Below are 15,346 nucleotides of genomic sequence, written 5' to 3'. Positions count from 1 at the left end.
ATCGAAATGATTACGTTTTACAATTAATTATTTATTCAAACTATTATTCCGATGCCTAAATTGAAAAAGACTGCCACAGATAGATCTGCAGCAGCCCTATTTCAGCATCTATTATTCACGATCTTCTTTGTTCAAATAATTATACTGTGAACGATCTACGGGGAGGAAGCTATCTGGTGTATAAAACCGCAGAAGATCTCCATTTACCACTTTATCAGACATCCCAAGCTTTTGTTCTGCGATTGTCTGATATTCCCTCGCTTCATCTAACCGGCTTTCGTCCAGCAGTTCACCAGTTGTGGAATCGTAAAATTTGCCATCAGCGTAAGTAAACACCGAACTCACGAAATCTCCATTCCTGAATGGAATTATATCATCATGCTGTTCTGACAGGAGATCTGTACCTAAATGAATATATTCGTCCGTCTCAATCCCCAGCAAGTGAAGCAGTGTCGGCAGCAGATCAATCTGGCCCGTATACTCTTCATTCACGCCGCCTTCCATGCCTGGTACACGAATAAATAATGGCGTACGCTGCAGACCTGCACTTTCAAATGGTGTGACCTCTTTTCCAATAACCTGCTCCATCGCCTTGTTGTGGTTATTCGAAATACCATAGTGATCGCCATACATAATAATGATGGAGTTATCGTATAAACCGTTTTCCTTTAAATCATCAAAAAATTGCTGAAGGGCCTCATCTGCATATCTGGCAGTTTGAAAGTAATTATCAACCGTTTTATTGCCCGTTGTATGCTTATCAATAGTTGCTTCCTCTTCATTAATTGTAAAAGGAAAGTGATGAGTAACGGTAATAAAATTCGCATAAAATGGTTCAGGCAGTGCCTTTAGATACGGCATCGATTGTTCGAAAAACGGCTTGTCCATTAAACCATATTCAGCCTGCTGGTCAGCGCTCATTTCATAGTAACTTAAATCAAAAAACTCATTGTAGCCGAAAGATTTATAAATTTCATCTCTATTCCAGAAGCTCCCTGTATTTCCATGAAAAACAGCAGACGTATATCCTTGCTGCTGACTTAAAATCGCTGGTGCAGCCTGATACGTATTCATTCCTTTCGTTGTAAATGCAGAACCTTGCGGAAGCCCATAAAGTGAGTTTGCTACCATGAATTCAGCATCAGCTGTTTTTCCTTGTGCTGTTTGGTGGAAGAAATTATTAAAATAAAGTGTATTCTCTTCCTCTGTTAAAGAGTTCAGAAACGGAGTAACTTCCTCTCCATGCAATTTATAATCAATCAGGAAGTTCTGAATAGACTCCATGTGCACATAAATGACATTCATCCCTTCAGCTGCTCCAAAATATTCGGGCTTCGGCTCTGCACGGCTTGTCTGAGTAAAGTTTCGAACCTCGGTCAAATCATTGCTGTCAGCAAATACTCTTTGAGCAGTGGCTCTCGTGCTCTGAACTGCATCATAAATCGTATAATTATACATCCCGAGATATTTTACGATATAGTTTCTATCAAACCCTCTTGTTAATAGCTGCGGGCGATCCATTTCGGCAATAGCCAGGTTAATACAAGATATACTCAAGGCTAAAAACATTAAAGCAGAGACTTTCCTTGGAGCTGTCTTTTTAACTCCTAAACTTTTAAAATTAAATGTTAATAGAAATACCAACAGGACGACATCAGCAAAAAATAGTAAATCTGCAGGACTGAGTAACGTGCCGATGCTCCCGCTGACATCACCAAAATTTTGCGTTTGTGTTAAAGTAGGCAACGTGATAAAGTCATTAAAAAAACGATAAAACATGACATTGGCAAACAACAATGCTGACATAAAAAAGTCAATAACAATCAAGGCTATAAACTTTTTCTTGCCTTTAAACAAAAAAGCCAGCCCAAGAAATAATAGTGATGATCCCAAAGGATTTAAAAGCAGCAAAAACTGCTGAAGCACACTCTCAATTCCCAGTTCAAATTGTGTTAATTGAACTATATACGTTTTTAACCAGAGCATCAAAACAGCTGCTATATAATAGAACGTAAACTGATGAGTTTTATTTTTATTAAGCGTTAGGTTCATTTTTCTCCTTCCTTCTGCGAGAACAACATCTATATTTATCCTATATATTTACAAATATAAACATTACTGTAATAAAAGATTAACAAAAGTGTACCATGGATCGTCCCAAAAATGAACTATTTTGGTACAGGTCATTATATGTATATTCAACCAAAAAATAGTTATTACATCTAAGAAGATAGAGAAAGTTAGAGGTGCTAGTTATGCAAATTGGCTATGCCAGACCATATCCCAGCGATCCCGATAGAGAGAAGCAGAAGCAGATTCTGCAAGAAGCTGGCTGCGATACCTTTATCAATGAAATTCATTTTTCATCTGGCCAGCGTCCTGAACTGATGAATATGATCAAAAGCGTACAGCCGGGAGATAAAATTGTAGTCAGCAGCCTGCTCACATTCGCAGATTCTACCCGGAATCTTTTTGAACTCCTTCAAGAAATTGAATGGAAGGAAGCATTCTTCCATTCTGTACAAGAGGATATTGATACAAGTAAGGAAGACCATAACTCGTTTAAGAAGATCGTTAAACATATTATTGATTTTGAATCAGACCTACTGAGCGAAAAAACCAAAGAAGGAATTCACGAAGCTAAACAAAAAGGCAGTATCCCAGGAAGGCCGCGAATCCCAGATGAAAATGTCAAAAAAGCCATTCAAATGTATGAAAGCAAGAAGTACAGCTTGGCTGATATTAAAAATACAACAGGGATCAGTAAGACTACCCTGTACAGGTATCTTGGGAAATCACAGGATTCATAAAAGGCAAATAGGGGGAGCTCGGACTTTCATGCCTCAGTGATGACAAGCATAATAACCTTTTCTCCTTTGGTGCTTTCTGAAGGTACAGGGAAAAACCCAAACGATTAGAAGATGTTCCCTATCTAATCGTTTGGGCACTTCCATTCTTTAAGAAAGGCGGAAATGGAATAAAGTATCGTAACGCCTTATTTAACAATCATAACAGGTGCTAATACCCGCTTTGCTATCTTATGACTGACACTCCCTAATACCATCTCTTGCAATGCGTTCAACCCGCGGCTGCCGACGACAATAAGGTCGTATTCTCCTTTATTGGCAAACTCCACTATCGCTGGTCCAGGCTCACCATGTATAAACTCAACCACATATGTTACACCCTTTTGCTCGAGGAGATTTATTATGGGCTCTAATCGCTGTCTTCTCTTTTCATTCACGATAGTTTTATCATAATGATGAAGTATATCTTCCTTTGAAGTTTGACCGTCAATAGCATATACAACGGTAAAGCGGGCCTGTGGATTTTGTTCCCCCAGATGCAATGCTTTTTCAGCACAGCGAATCGAATGATCAGAACCGTCAGCCGCAATCAGAATTTTATTAAACATACCCTTCACCTCTGATTTACAATCTTTTATCAATCTTAATTCTTCTCATTGATTCATTCAAGATAAAAAAGGAAAATTGTGTATAATATATGTTTGTATAAAAAATATACTATATTATTTGCAGAAGCCCTTATGATATAAATGGATACATTCTAACAAACATGAAAATATTAATAATACAGATCAAATAGCCAGGAGAAATGTTCTCCTGGCTATTATTTATACTTACTAGATATCTGCTTTCTCTATTTCCCTGTTTCCGCAAACGTTTTAATCCGCTCGCTGATCTCATCTCTGACACGCTGGAAAAATGCCCACTTCTCTTCTTCTGTTCCTTCCGCTTTGGCAGGATCATCAAATCCCCAGTGTTCGCGCTTCACATGAGGAGGTGTCACTGGACATTTATCAGCCGCATCACCGCAAAGTGTGATAACTAAATCGGCATGATTCAAGATTTCAGGATCAATAATATCGGAAGTTTGTGATGTTATATCAATACCAGCTTCCTTCATCGCTTTAACAGCATTCGGGTTTAAACCATGTGCCTCAATACCTGCACTGTATACCTTCCAGGCATCATCTAAATATTTCTTTGCCCATCCTTCAGCCATTTGGCTGCGGCAGGAATTTCCTGTACATAGAAAATAAATCGTTTTTTTAGACATATTTTATACCTCCATTTAAATAATCAATAACCAAATATATAATCCAGCCAGTGTAATAAATAATGTTGGAATCGTTAAGATGATTCCCGTCTTAAAGTAGGTGCCCCACGAAATCTTTACTCCTTTAAGGGATAGAACATGAAGCCACAGCAAGGTTGCAAGTGAACCAATTGGTGTAATTTTCGGCCCTAAATCAGAGCCAATCACATTTGCATAAATGAGTGCTTCACGAACAACGCCTGTTGTATTCGTATCTGCGATAGCAAGCGCATCAATCATCACAGTCGGCATGTTATTCATAACCGACGAAAGGATCGCAGCAATAAAGCCCATCCCGATGGTTGCCGCAAAAAGGCCCTGATCTGCAGCCGCTTGAATCACATCTGCTAAAACACTTGTTAAACCTGCATTACGCAAACCATACACCACGACATACATTCCAATCGAAAAGAATACAATTGCCCATGGAGCTCCTTTAATGACTGTACCTGTATTTACCGCTGGACTTCTTTTTGCCATGATCAAAAAGAAAATGGCTATAAGACCAGCAATGATGGAAACAGGAACCTTTATAAACTCACTAACAAAATAACCAATTAATAAGATTCCTAAAACAATCCAGGAGAGACGAAACATTTTTCCATCTTTAACCGCTTCAGCTGGATTCTTCAAATGGTTTGAATCATATTGTTTTGGAATACTTTTTCTAAAATATAAATACAAGACTATAATACTGGCCGCTAATGAGAAGAAATTCGGAATAATCATTCTGGATGCAAATTCTATAAATCCAATGTCAAAAAAGTCAGCAGACACAATGTTCACGAGATTGCTGACAACTAATGGAAGTGAGGTTGTATCCGCAATAAATCCGCTTGCAATGATAAACGGGAAAACCATCTTTTCCTCAAATTTAAGATTTCTGACCATCGCAAGTACAATCGGCGTCAAGATCAAAGCCGCGCCATCGTTTGCAAAAAAGGCTGCAACCAGCGCTCCCAAAATGGAAACATAGACAAACATCCTGACTCCATTCCCTTTTGCCGCTCTCGCCATATGCAGTGCCGCCCATTCAAAGAAACCAATTTCATCTAAAATAAGAGAAATAAGAATAATGGCAACGAATGTCAAAGTTGCGTTCCAAACAATTGATGTAACATCCAATACATCATTAAAATCAACTACACCCGCAAGAAGCGCAAGGATGGCCCCTCCACAGGCTGACCACCCGATTGATAACCCTTTAGGCTGCCAGATGACAAGGATCAGTGTGGCTAAAAAAATCAAGGATGCCAGTATAATTTGAGTCATTTTACTCCCTCCTTTTACTCACAGGTAATTCTTAATCCCTGTTCTTCAAGTTGTGCTAATTTATCATCCTGACTTGGAAGGTGACTCAGCAGGTTCTGTACCAGTTGGTAGTATTCACTGTTTTTATTCAGTGAATAAAAAATCCATTGGCCTCTGCGTGTTTCCCCTACAACCCCTGCATCCTTCAGTTTTCTGAGATGCTGGCTGATTGCAGGCTGGCTCATGTTAAAAATCCCGACAAACTCACACACACAACAATCATGGTGATCAAGAATCTTCACCATCGTTAAACGTGTTTTATCACCTAACAATTTAAGGATCTGTGCTGCTGTTCCTATATCAAGAGTTGATTCCAACATTTCCGCCTCCCTTTTTCCTATATCACTATATAATAATATGCTTATATATGTAAATGCTTATTTAGTATCTCATCCTTTTACTGTACAAAAATAGAAAAGTTTCTTTGTTTTACTTTTAAATAATAGAAAAAAGGTGAAAAATTGAATTATATAACCATTCTAGTCCTTAACAAAGATATGCCGGTTCATAAAGCAGGAATTAAAAAGAAGGTGAAACGTGGAAAAAAGGTGCAGAAAAATTTGGTATAACAATGAAATCTATTATCTCATTAAAACAAACGAGTCAGGATATTGCGAAATACAAAAATCAAATCTAAACTATATTGAATTAATTCATCGCAGTGAACTCAAAGAAACAAAAGATGATCATAAGTAATTGAGCTAGGAAAAAACGAAATGAATATTTCTAAAACACGAATATTCAATATCTTGGTTTGGGTATTCAAACAAGTCCGTACCACCTGCGCTGCGGACTCTCGCTTTCCGAGGGGAGGAAGCTGAGCCTCCTCGGCACGCCTGCGGGGTCTCACCTTTTCCTCTATTTCCCTCCGGAGTCGAGAGTCCTCCGCTCCATTTCACTCATGTTAATAAAAAATATTTTGTAATCATAAAAAACGAATGATTAGAAAGACAACTTCCCAACGATTCGGATCTAAGGGTATGTTAAATACTAATGTTCCAGCCTCAAGATTTTATTAGATATATGTTCCTAAAAAGTGAGCTATATAGCTTAAAAGTGTCTTAGAATTGTCGTATTATTATATACCGCGAAAATGTTATCATTAAGATGACATATATGTTTTCGTAAAAGACTGATCCAGTCAGTCTATGTATTTTTATTCTAAGAGGAAAAGCTATAATACTAAAATTTAAAAGGAGCTGTACTTTTTGAAAATCCAAATTAGTGATAAAGCATTGCAGTGGTTTAAGGATGAGGTTGGTTTAGAGCCGGGAAAAAAGGTGCGCTTTTACTCGCAAATTTATGGAACAAGTCCAGTCCAAGAGGGGTATGCTCTTGCCTTTACGATCGATAATGATTCGAGAAATGCGGTTGTCGAAACCGTATCAGACGGCATCACCTTCTTTGTTGAAGATGCTGATCTATGGTTTTTTAATGGTCATGATCTATTTGTAGATTATAATGAAAAAAGTGATGAAGTGGAGTATGACTATATTAAACCAGAATAATGTAATCATAATAAAACCCTCTGTGCGGTAGACTCTTTATCTGCTCAGAGGGCTTTTTGAATTATGTGTTATTTAAATTATAGTGAAAGAATCGACTAATTAACCGAATTATATTAAGAGTTAACATACTTTCAAACAGGAGTTTCCTCCCTTTTCTAAATTCCTAATACCCTGGAAACTAGGATGAGTTTTTAGTTCTATTTTTTATATGAAAAGCGAAAAATGACGAAGATAAAAGAGAAAGCCAAAATCATTAACTAAGATCCAGCAAAAAAATAAAAAACCACCAAATATATTTGGTGGAAAAGAAAGAATGACAATCTGAATCCCTATAAATCCGATCGCGATATCAGAAAAGAGTACTGTTCACTTAATATGCCTTTTCTAATTCTTGTACCTTTTTTAAAGAGATGTCCTCTATCCCGTATTCTGCTTGTTTATTAGTAAAGTTTTCATTATTTAAGGGACCAATAACGTTTTCAGTTTCTATTTCAATAATCCAGAAGTTTTCATTTTTAGCACCTTGTTGCTGCTTTGCAATGATGTATTTTTCATTCCAGCCAACCTCCACAACTTCCGCAGGCACTACCTCAGGTCCCCATCCATTCTCACCTATCTTTGGAGAAATCTTAACATCATGAGCTGACGACCTAATAACCGAATAATTACCTGGCAGATCAATCTCATAATCGGACGCTCCAGCACAGCCAGCTGAAAATAATGTTAGCATCATAATAAAAGAAATTATTAACTGACGTTTCTTTAACATATTCTCTCCTTAATTTTTATACTTAACAAAATGTGATAACTGCAACCGTCTTATATTATCTGTGATTCAATAAATTCATCTTAATGATTATTTTACCTCTTATGAGACAAAATAAAAAACCTTCGATAGTGAATTCGAAGGCTTTTGAGTAAAAAATGTTATAGCTAATATAATTAAATAAAGGAATCATTTTAAGATAGAAAAAAATAAAAAACCACCAAATATGTATTTGGTGGAGACGGAGGGAGTCGAACCCTCGTCCAAAGATATCGGCACTTAAGCTTCTACGAGTGTAGTCGATATATTCGTATTTCGCTGAGCCATCTGCCTATCGACTGGCGCCCGGTCAGCTAGTCTGGTTGTTCTCTTCCTTCATCCTCAGACGGTGGAATCCGGCGTAGCCCACTAAGTTTGAGTCCCTTACCCTACCACATGGGCAATGGAGGGAGGAACCACTAAAGCGCTATTAAGCAGCTAAAGCGAAGTTGTTTTGTTGTTTGCCAGTTATAGGCGTTGACGTTTTAACGAGGCCGATCCCCTCGACTCGCAACCTAAGCTCGAACTATCCCTGTCGAATCCGTAGCGTCCCCATTATAAGAAAAGCGTCGGCATTTAGCCTATTCCCGCTTTATAAATGAGTCAAACATGGCATCATGCTGACGTTTCGGAAGCTCGAAATAGATGAGCTAGAGTTTGTATCACCGCTTGGTGACATAAATTATTATAACATAGTGACAGAGAATTTCAATTGTAAGGTTCTGGAACTACATTTTCTGCCGTTCACGGAAGGCACGTTCAACCTCACGTTTCGCTTCTTTTTTCTTCAAATCTTCACGCTTGTCGTATTTCTTTTTCCCTCTTGCCAAGCCTATTGCCACTTTAGCATACCCATTTTTCAAATAGAGCTTTAGAGGTACAAGTGCATAACCGGACTGCTTGGTTTCACCGATCAGTTTGTTGATTTCCTTGCGGTGAAGCAGCAGTTTTCTTGTTCTTAACGGATCGTGATTATATCGGTTTCCCTGTTCATATGGACTGACATGCATGCCAATCAAGAACATTTCATTGTTTATGATGCGCGCATAAGAATCTTTTAAATTAACGCGGCCATTTCGAATTGACTTGATCTCTGTACCTTGTAAAACAAGACCTGCTTCATATGTTTCTTCTATTGCGTAATCATGAAAGGCTTTTTTATTTTGCGCAATAACCTTTCCGCTACCCTTTGGCATACTGACTTCCCCCTTGTGTTGCAGCTCGCGTACAAAGCGTTTCCTTCTATTGTAGCAAAAAGGGCCTCAAAACGGAATATTGCCTGCTCCAAGTGAATGCACACTTGGAGCAACAGCTTATCGTTTTTTCTTACGCTTTGCTTTTGGAGCATTTTCAAAATGCTTTTTATTCTTTTTATGTTTGCGTTTTGAACCTTCAGCAGCGCTGCCTTTACGCTCACCTTCACCACTTTTGCCACGGCGCGGTTTACGGTCTGAGCTGCCTGTTTTAAATACTTTTGGTGCATCATTTGTTTCACGGCGCCGTGTGCCTTTCATGCCGACAATTTCAAAATCAATTGAACGTTCATCTTTATTGACATTGACAACTCGAACGGTAATCTCATCACCAATGCGGAAAACCTTGCCTGTACGTTCTCCGATCATTGCCATATGGCGTTCTTCATAACGATAATAATCATCGGTCATATAGCTGACATGAACAAGACCTTCAATCGTATTTGGCAGCTCGACGAACATTCCGAAATTCGTAACAGAACTAATAATCCCGTCGTACTCTTCGCCAATTTTATCTGCCATATATTCTGCTTTTTTCAGCTCGTCCGTTTCACGTTCTGCTTCTACTGCCCGGCGCTCCATATTAGAAGAATGCTCAGCAATATCAGGCAGAAGCATATTCCACTTCTCTCTCGTTGCTTGGTCTATCTTGCCTTCAATTAAATATGTGCGGATGAGACGATGCACGATTAAATCCGGATAACGGCGAATCGGAGAGGTAAAATGCGTATAGAACTCTGTTGATAACCCAAAGTGTCCTAAGCTTTCCGGATCGTATTTTGCCTGCTGCATCGAACGGAGCATAACAGTTGAAACGACCATTTCCTCCGGTTTTCCTTGTACTTCTTCAATGATTTCCTGAAGTGCACGCGGATGTACAGCATTGGCTGTTCCTTTTACGATATAGCCGAAGTTCGTGATAAATTCAAAGAATCGGCGCAGCTTGTCTTCTTTTGGATCCTCGTGAATACGATAAATGAACGGCACTTCCATCCAGTGAAAATGTTCAGCGACGGTTTCATTGGCCGCAAGCATGAACTCTTCAATTAACCGTTCAGCTACGGAGCGTTCACGAATGACAACTTCCTTTGGAGCACCTTCATCATCAACAAGCACCTTTGCTTCTTTAAAATCAAAGTCGATTGCTCCGCGCTGCATCCGCTTTTTGCGTAAGATTGCAGCAAGCTCTTCCATCATTTTAAACATCGGCACTAATGGTTCATAGCGCTTGATCAGTTCTTCATCTTCATCCTCAAGAATTTTGTTCACATCATGATACGTCATCCGCTCTGCTGTTTTAATCACACTTTGATAGATCTCATGATTGACCACTTCACCGTCTTCTGTAATCTCCATATTACAAGATAACGTTAAACGATCAACCTGCGGGTTAAGTGAACAAATTCCATTTGAAAGACGATGTGGAATCATCGGAATCACGCGATCTACGAGATACACACTTGTCGCGCGGTCTGCTGCTTCTCGGTCTATTGAAGAATCTTCCGTAACATAATAGGTAACATCGGCAATATGTACACCAAGTCTGTAGTTTCCGTTCTCAAGCTTTGTAACCGTAACAGCGTCATCCAAGTCCTTCGCATCTGCGCCATCAATCGTCACGATCGTTTCATTTCTAAGATCACGGCGATTTTTCAGTTCACTTTCATCAATGGTTTCAGGTGTATCAGATGCCTGCTGAAGCACATCGTCAGGAAACTCCATTGGCAGGCCATGCTTATGGATAACCGAAAGAATATCAACACCCGGATCATTTTTATGACCAAGGATCTCAATAACTTCACCTTCTGCACTTTTTCGTCCTTCTGGGTAGGTTGTCAGTTTTACAACCACTTTATGGCCTTCTATTGCCCCTTTTGAGCTTGCTTTTGGGATAAAAATATCACTGGCAAACTTTTTATCATCAGGGATTACAAATCCAAAATGCTTGCTTTCCGTATACGTACCGACAATTTGCTGAATGCCGCGCTCTAGAATACGAACGATCGTTCCTTCTCTGCGCTGACCTGACGATTCAGCTGTTACACGAGCAAGCACGATATCCCCATGCATCGCATTATTTGTTTCATTTGGCGGGATAAAAATATCATCCATGCCCTGCTCATCCGGAACAACAAACGCAAAGCCCTTTGCATGGCCAATCATTTTTCCGCGGATTAAATTCATTTTTTCCGGCAGTCCATAACGATTGCTGCGGGTTCTAACAACTAACCCTTTTTCCTCCATTACGACGAGCGCCTTCACAAAATCCTTAAAATCAGCGGAATCTTCAATTCCAAATGCCTGTTCCAGCTCCTGAACGGTTAAAGGCTTATACGCTTCATCTTTCATATGGCTCAAAAGCTGTTCAATTATCTCTGCTGACTTATTCTCCAAAGGATTCCCTCCTTTATATCTAATTGTTTTAGTCTTCCCAATTTAACTGTTCTAAAAACTGATAAACATCCTCGTGAAGCTCATCACGCTGTTTATCAAGCGTAATAACATGTCCAGATTCTTCATACCATTTTAGTTTCTTTAGATCGTTTTCTACTTCATTAAAGATAATATTTGCACTGTCTGTATTAATCATGTGATCATGTCTTGCTTGTGCCACAAATGTTGGCGAATAGATCATATCCACATGGTTTCTGACATCTGCAATCAGCTCTTGAAGGGCTTTTAGTGTATTCATTGGCGTTTTTTCAAATTCCGCCATCTCAGAATCAATCTGGTCCGCAGATTTCCCTTCAAGTTTTTTATATTCTCTAGCATACGCCAATATGCCCTTGTACATCGTCTCTTCGCTTTTAATATACATCGGCGCGCACATTGGAACTATTCCCTTTACAGGAACAGTGTAACCTAATTTAAGTGAAAATACGCCCCCAAGTGACAGTCCTGCAACAGCGATCTCCTGATGCCCCATCTCTTTTAAAAGCTCATATCCTTCCATTACATCTTTCCACCAATCCTCTGGTCCTGTATGGACAAGCTCTTCTGGCGGAACACCATGACCTTTAAAAAGCGGTGCGTGACATGTATAGCCTTTTCCTTCAAGATAGCGAGCCAGCATTCTGACATCTGCAGTATTCCCCGTAAATCCGTGTAGAAGCAATACAGCTCTTTTTCCATCTCCGAACGTAAACGGCTTTGGTGCAACAACTTTCATTCTCTTACCCCTTTTCAATCAAACGTTTGATTAATGTGTATGTTCTATTTTTAACAGACCGCAACAAAACAATCCATTTAGAAGCCTTCAGGCAGGAATATTATTCCATTATTTTGAAGCATAATAAAAGCCTGACCTTTTTCGGCCAGGCAGGAAAGGCTTATAGAGCAAAATAAGATACAGCAATCGTTAATAGGAAAAATAGTACAGAAAGCACAATTGTTAAACGGTGAAGAATTAAGTCAATTCCGCGTGCCTTTTGTTTTCCGAAAAGCTGTTCAGCTCCTCCGGAAATTGCACCCGAAAGTCCTGCACTCTTACCAGATTGAAGAAGTACAACAACAATAAGTCCAATCGAAACAATGACCAGTAATGTAATGAATAATGTATGCATTAAGCCCACCTCCTGAAACTGAAACGTACACTTACAGTATTTTAAATTTTATCATATTTATTGGAATTGGACAATATCTTGGGAAAGATGTGTTGATTTTATTTGCGCAGGAGTGGCATTATACCATATTGAATTCTTCTATAAAGAGAAATTCTTGCAGTAATAAGGGAACTAAATAAAACCCAAAGTAAAGTCTCTCTCCAACTATTTGATCTTTATTAATTTTGCTGCAAACATGCTAAAAATTAGGAATATGTCTGAGTCTTTACTTAGTAGCCCTTTAGTATGTAGTCATGTCAATACTTCTCTGATTGATGTATTATTTAGAACTAACAGATACAATATTTGTGACCTGGCTTATTTCTTTAAATATTTTGTTGCTGCTTGGTAAATCCGTAACAATCAAATCAAAGTCTTTTATATCACACATTTTATAAAGATGTGTAATTCCGAATTTCGTTTTGTCTGCAACCAAAACTAATTTTTTCGTTTGATTTATCAATGACTTTTTTGTATAAGCATCCATTTCATCCGGTAGTGTTACACCTGTATTAAGAGTAATTCCTTCCGTTCCGACGAAAACAATATCAAATTGAAAATTTCTAATATAATCTATAGTCTGCACACCTAGAAAACCTTGTGACAATTCTCTATATTGCCCCGGAACACTATATAAAGATATATTCTCATATTTAGATAATGTAGTGTGTACCATGAGTGAATTTGAATAAAAAGAGCAATTTTGAATATCAAAAATTTCATGTGCCACTGCTAAAGTTGTAGTACCCGTTTCTATAAAAACTGAAGAGTAAGGACTCACAATACTTTTACAATACTTCCCAATTAAAGTTTTCCCATATGCATTTACTTCTTTTTTTATTGCCATAGGATACTCTGACAAATCAGCTTTTTTGTATATAGCCCCCCCATATACTAGTTCAACTTCTCCGTTTTTTGCCAATTCCTTCAGATCTCGATTTATTGTCATTAAAGAAACATTTAGTTCTTCTGCTAAATCTTTAGAGTTAACCTCCCCATTTACCTTTATTCTATCTAATATAAAAACTTGTCGCTTTATTTGTTTCAACGTATTCACTCCTATAATTTTTAGCTTTCACCTTATTATCCTCAACTAAAATAACAAGATTTATCATAAAAACGCACTATAATTAACAAGAATAATCTTTTTATGTTATATTTGTTTTAAAGAACTAGTTTATATGTGAATTTTAACATATAACTATTTTTATAAACACTTTGATATCAATTATTGAAAAGAGGGGTAAACGTGAAAATATTAATCGCTAATTTTACAACAGAATCAAACGAGCATATTGATAAAAAAGCTGAAATCACAGATTATCTACTTGCATATGGCGACGATGTACAAGATTTAATGCATGTCAGAAATATCTTTAAAGAAAATAATGTTGAAGTTATTGGTTCCTTATACGCTAATGCCCACTCTTCAGGTGTAGTAGAGGAAAATACCTTTGATTTTATAGCAAAGCGAATATTTAGAGACGTTAAAAAATATCGCGAGGAACTTGATGGAATTTTATTATTCTTGCATGGAGCAAGCAAAATTGAAAATTTAAATGGCAGCAGCGGTGAACCTTATATATTTAAAGGGATAAGAGAGATTATGGGAGAAAACTTTCCTATCGCTGTTGCGGTAGATCCACATGGAAACTTGCATAAAGAGTATTGTGAGAGTGCAACGATCATGCGTTCTTATAGAGAGTCACCTCATACAGACATTGCTGAAACACTTCAAACGGTAGCGAAGATGTTAGTAGATCTTATTAATGATAATAGAAGAACAAATGCTGTGTATCGAAAGTTACCGATAATTCTTGGTGGAGAACGATCTGTAAGTACTGATGAGCCAGTCAAGTCTATAAATCAAGAGCTAAATAAATATGAAGAAGATAGTAGAATTTTATCCGCGTCGTGGCATGTAGGTTATCTCAGACACGATTCTCAACATGCAGGCTGTAGCATAGTGGTTGTTCCCACATCAAAAGAGCATGCAGAATACGCTAATATAGTAGCAGATCAATTAGCCTCGTTTGTTATTGAGAGAAGGCATGATTTTCACTATCATGGAGAAACAATTAATCCAGAAGATGTAGTAGAGGAAACTATAAAATCAAATAATAACCGAATTGTACTTACAGATTCTGGAGATAACTCTACATCTGGAGCAACAGGAATAAACACGCTGCTTTTACACAAATTTGTGAATACCGACGAATACAATGACAAGAACATCTTGTTTGCAACAATAAATGATCCATATGCATACAATGAACTATCTCATTATGATATAGGAGATTCTGTAAAAGTAAGCATAGGAAAAAACCTAAATGAGCTTAGTGCTCCTGTAGAAATTGAAGGGACGATAAAATCCCGCGGAGACGTTGTTTACTATTTTGGCTCATCAAAGAAAATGGGGGATGTAATAACGTTGTCATTAAAAGACAAGCCTATTGATGTAATGGTTGCAACAACGGGAATTAGTTTCGCAGAGATACGTCAATATGATATAGCGAACGTCAATATTTCAGATTATAATATTGTTGTTGTAAAACAAGGATATGTTTTCCCTGAATTAAAAAAATTCGCAGACCAAAGTTTGATGGTTTTGACTCCGGGTACAACCTATCAAGTTACAGAGGCATTAGAATTTAAGCTAATAGACAGGCCCATGTTCCCTTTTGATGAATTAAAAATATAATTACTAAAAAAATGTACGATTCCATTAGGAATTGTACATTTTTTCAT

14 protein-coding genes and 1 other RNA gene are annotated in these 15,346 nt (G+C 37.9%); 3 read left to right on the top strand and 12 right to left on the bottom strand.

All coding sequences use genetic code 11. The annotated features are described in order from the left end of the window. Positions 1-111 precede the first annotated feature (111 nt). The gene (gene ltaS, locus F7732_RS11945) at positions 112-2,052 is read right to left on the bottom strand and encodes a lipoteichoic acid synthase (protein ID WP_151574111.1); all 1,941 of its coding nucleotides are present in this window, start codon (positions 2,050-2,052) and stop codon (positions 112-114) included. Between the two features lie 203 nt (positions 2,053-2,255). Between ltaS and F7732_RS11940 the strand changes: the two genes are divergently transcribed. Beyond that, positions 2,256-2,810, top strand: coding sequence for a recombinase family protein (locus tag F7732_RS11940; RefSeq protein ID WP_151574109.1), 555 nt, complete (start codon positions 2,256-2,258; stop codon positions 2,808-2,810). A gap of 185 nt (positions 2,811-2,995) precedes the next feature. Here F7732_RS11940 and F7732_RS11935 read toward each other — a convergent pair whose 3' ends face one another. The 4 genes from F7732_RS11935 to F7732_RS11920 form a co-directional block, all read right to left on the bottom strand. Beyond that, positions 2,996-3,415 (bottom strand): universal stress protein, encoded by a 420-nt coding sequence (locus tag F7732_RS11935; protein WP_066442678.1) that lies wholly within the window; start codon positions 3,413-3,415, stop codon positions 2,996-2,998. Between the two features lie 245 nt (positions 3,416-3,660). Further along, positions 3,661-4,080, bottom strand: coding sequence for an arsenate reductase (thioredoxin) (gene arsC / locus F7732_RS11930; RefSeq protein ID WP_151574107.1), 420 nt, complete (start codon positions 4,078-4,080; stop codon positions 3,661-3,663). 15 nt (positions 4,081-4,095) lie between these two features. Further along, the gene (locus F7732_RS11925; protein ID WP_151574105.1) at positions 4,096-5,391 is read right to left on the bottom strand and encodes an arsenic transporter; all 1,296 of its coding nucleotides are present in this window, start codon (positions 5,389-5,391) and stop codon (positions 4,096-4,098) included. Between the two features lie 14 nt (positions 5,392-5,405). Next, a complete protein-coding gene (locus F7732_RS11920; RefSeq protein ID WP_151574103.1) occupies positions 5,406-5,750 on the bottom strand; it encodes an ArsR/SmtB family transcription factor in 345 nt (114 codons plus the stop codon). A gap of 888 nt (positions 5,751-6,638) precedes the next feature. On the opposite strand from F7732_RS11920, the gene F7732_RS11915 reads away from it, so the two are divergent. Then, the gene (locus F7732_RS11915) at positions 6,639-6,938 is read left to right on the top strand and encodes a HesB/YadR/YfhF family protein (RefSeq protein ID WP_151574101.1); all 300 of its coding nucleotides are present in this window, start codon (positions 6,639-6,641) and stop codon (positions 6,936-6,938) included. A 370-nt stretch (positions 6,939-7,308) separates the two neighbouring features. On the opposite strand, the gene F7732_RS11910 is transcribed toward F7732_RS11915, so the two are convergent. The 7 genes from F7732_RS11910 to F7732_RS11880 form a co-directional block, all read right to left on the bottom strand. Further along, the gene (locus F7732_RS11910; RefSeq protein ID WP_151574099.1) at positions 7,309-7,707 is read right to left on the bottom strand and encodes a DUF3997 domain-containing protein; all 399 of its coding nucleotides are present in this window, start codon (positions 7,705-7,707) and stop codon (positions 7,309-7,311) included. Positions 7,708-7,937: 230 nt separating this feature from the next. Further along, positions 7,938-8,297: a transfer-messenger RNA gene (gene ssrA, locus F7732_RS11905) on the bottom strand. 174 nt (positions 8,298-8,471) lie between these two features. After that, positions 8,472-8,939, bottom strand: coding sequence for an SsrA-binding protein SmpB (gene smpB / locus F7732_RS11900; RefSeq protein WP_151574097.1), 468 nt, complete (start codon positions 8,937-8,939; stop codon positions 8,472-8,474). A gap of 117 nt (positions 8,940-9,056) precedes the next feature. Continuing rightward, entirely contained in the window at positions 9,057-11,345 is a 2,289-nt protein-coding gene (gene rnr / locus F7732_RS11895; protein ID WP_420837694.1) for a ribonuclease R, read from the bottom strand. Positions 11,346-11,418: 73 nt separating this feature from the next. After that, positions 11,419-12,165 (bottom strand): alpha/beta hydrolase, encoded by a 747-nt coding sequence (locus F7732_RS11890; RefSeq protein WP_151574093.1) that lies wholly within the window; start codon positions 12,163-12,165, stop codon positions 11,419-11,421. A gap of 160 nt (positions 12,166-12,325) precedes the next feature. After that, positions 12,326-12,559, bottom strand: coding sequence for a preprotein translocase subunit SecG (secG, locus tag F7732_RS11885; RefSeq protein ID WP_151574091.1), 234 nt, complete (start codon positions 12,557-12,559; stop codon positions 12,326-12,328). Between the two features lie 319 nt (positions 12,560-12,878). Further along, entirely contained in the window at positions 12,879-13,646 is a 768-nt protein-coding gene (locus F7732_RS11880) for a DeoR/GlpR family DNA-binding transcription regulator (protein ID WP_151574089.1), read from the bottom strand. Positions 13,647-13,847: 201 nt separating this feature from the next. Between F7732_RS11880 and F7732_RS11875 the strand changes: the two genes are divergently transcribed. Then, the gene (locus F7732_RS11875; protein WP_161598872.1) at positions 13,848-15,299 is read left to right on the top strand and encodes a M81 family metallopeptidase; all 1,452 of its coding nucleotides are present in this window, start codon (positions 13,848-13,850) and stop codon (positions 15,297-15,299) included. Positions 15,300-15,346: the final 47 nt, after the last annotated feature.

Source organism: Bacillus mesophilum, assembly GCF_008923265.1.
In the GTDB taxonomy this organism is placed as follows: domain Bacteria; phylum Bacillota; class Bacilli; order Bacillales; family Cytobacillaceae; genus Cytobacillus; species Cytobacillus mesophilum.
The sequence above is the reverse complement of the archived record's forward strand: the minus strand, read 5'-3'. Positions and strand labels throughout refer to the sequence as shown.

Excerpts from the sequence above, each read along its gene's own strand:
- ltaS (WP_151574111.1), bottom strand. The coding sequence starts at position 2,052 with ATGAACCTAACGCTTAATAAAAATAAAACTCATCAGTTTACGTTCTAT.
- F7732_RS11940 (WP_151574109.1), top strand. The coding sequence starts at position 2,256 with ATGCAAATTGGCTATGCCAGACCATATCCCAGCGATCCCGATAGAGAG.
- F7732_RS11935 (WP_066442678.1), bottom strand. The coding sequence starts at position 3,415 with ATGTTTAATAAAATTCTGATTGCGGCTGACGGTTCTGATCATTCGATT.
- arsC (WP_151574107.1), bottom strand. The coding sequence starts at position 4,080 with ATGTCTAAAAAAACGATTTATTTTCTATGTACAGGAAATTCCTGCCGC.
- F7732_RS11925 (WP_151574105.1), bottom strand. The coding sequence starts at position 5,391 with ATGACTCAAATTATACTGGCATCCTTGATTTTTTTAGCCACACTGATC.
- F7732_RS11920 (WP_151574103.1), bottom strand. The coding sequence starts at position 5,750 with ATGTTGGAATCAACTCTTGATATAGGAACAGCAGCACAGATCCTTAAA.
- F7732_RS11910 (WP_151574099.1), bottom strand. The coding sequence starts at position 7,707 with ATGTTAAAGAAACGTCAGTTAATAATTTCTTTTATTATGATGCTAACA.
- smpB (WP_151574097.1), bottom strand. The coding sequence starts at position 8,939 with ATGCCAAAGGGTAGCGGAAAGGTTATTGCGCAAAATAAAAAAGCCTTT.
- rnr (WP_420837694.1), bottom strand. The coding sequence starts at position 11,345 with ATGAAAGATGAAGCGTATAAGCCTTTAACCGTTCAGGAGCTGGAACAG.
- F7732_RS11890 (WP_151574093.1), bottom strand. The coding sequence starts at position 12,165 with ATGAAAGTTGTTGCACCAAAGCCGTTTACGTTCGGAGATGGAAAAAGA.
- secG (WP_151574091.1), bottom strand. The coding sequence starts at position 12,559 with ATGCATACATTATTCATTACATTACTGGTCATTGTTTCGATTGGACTT.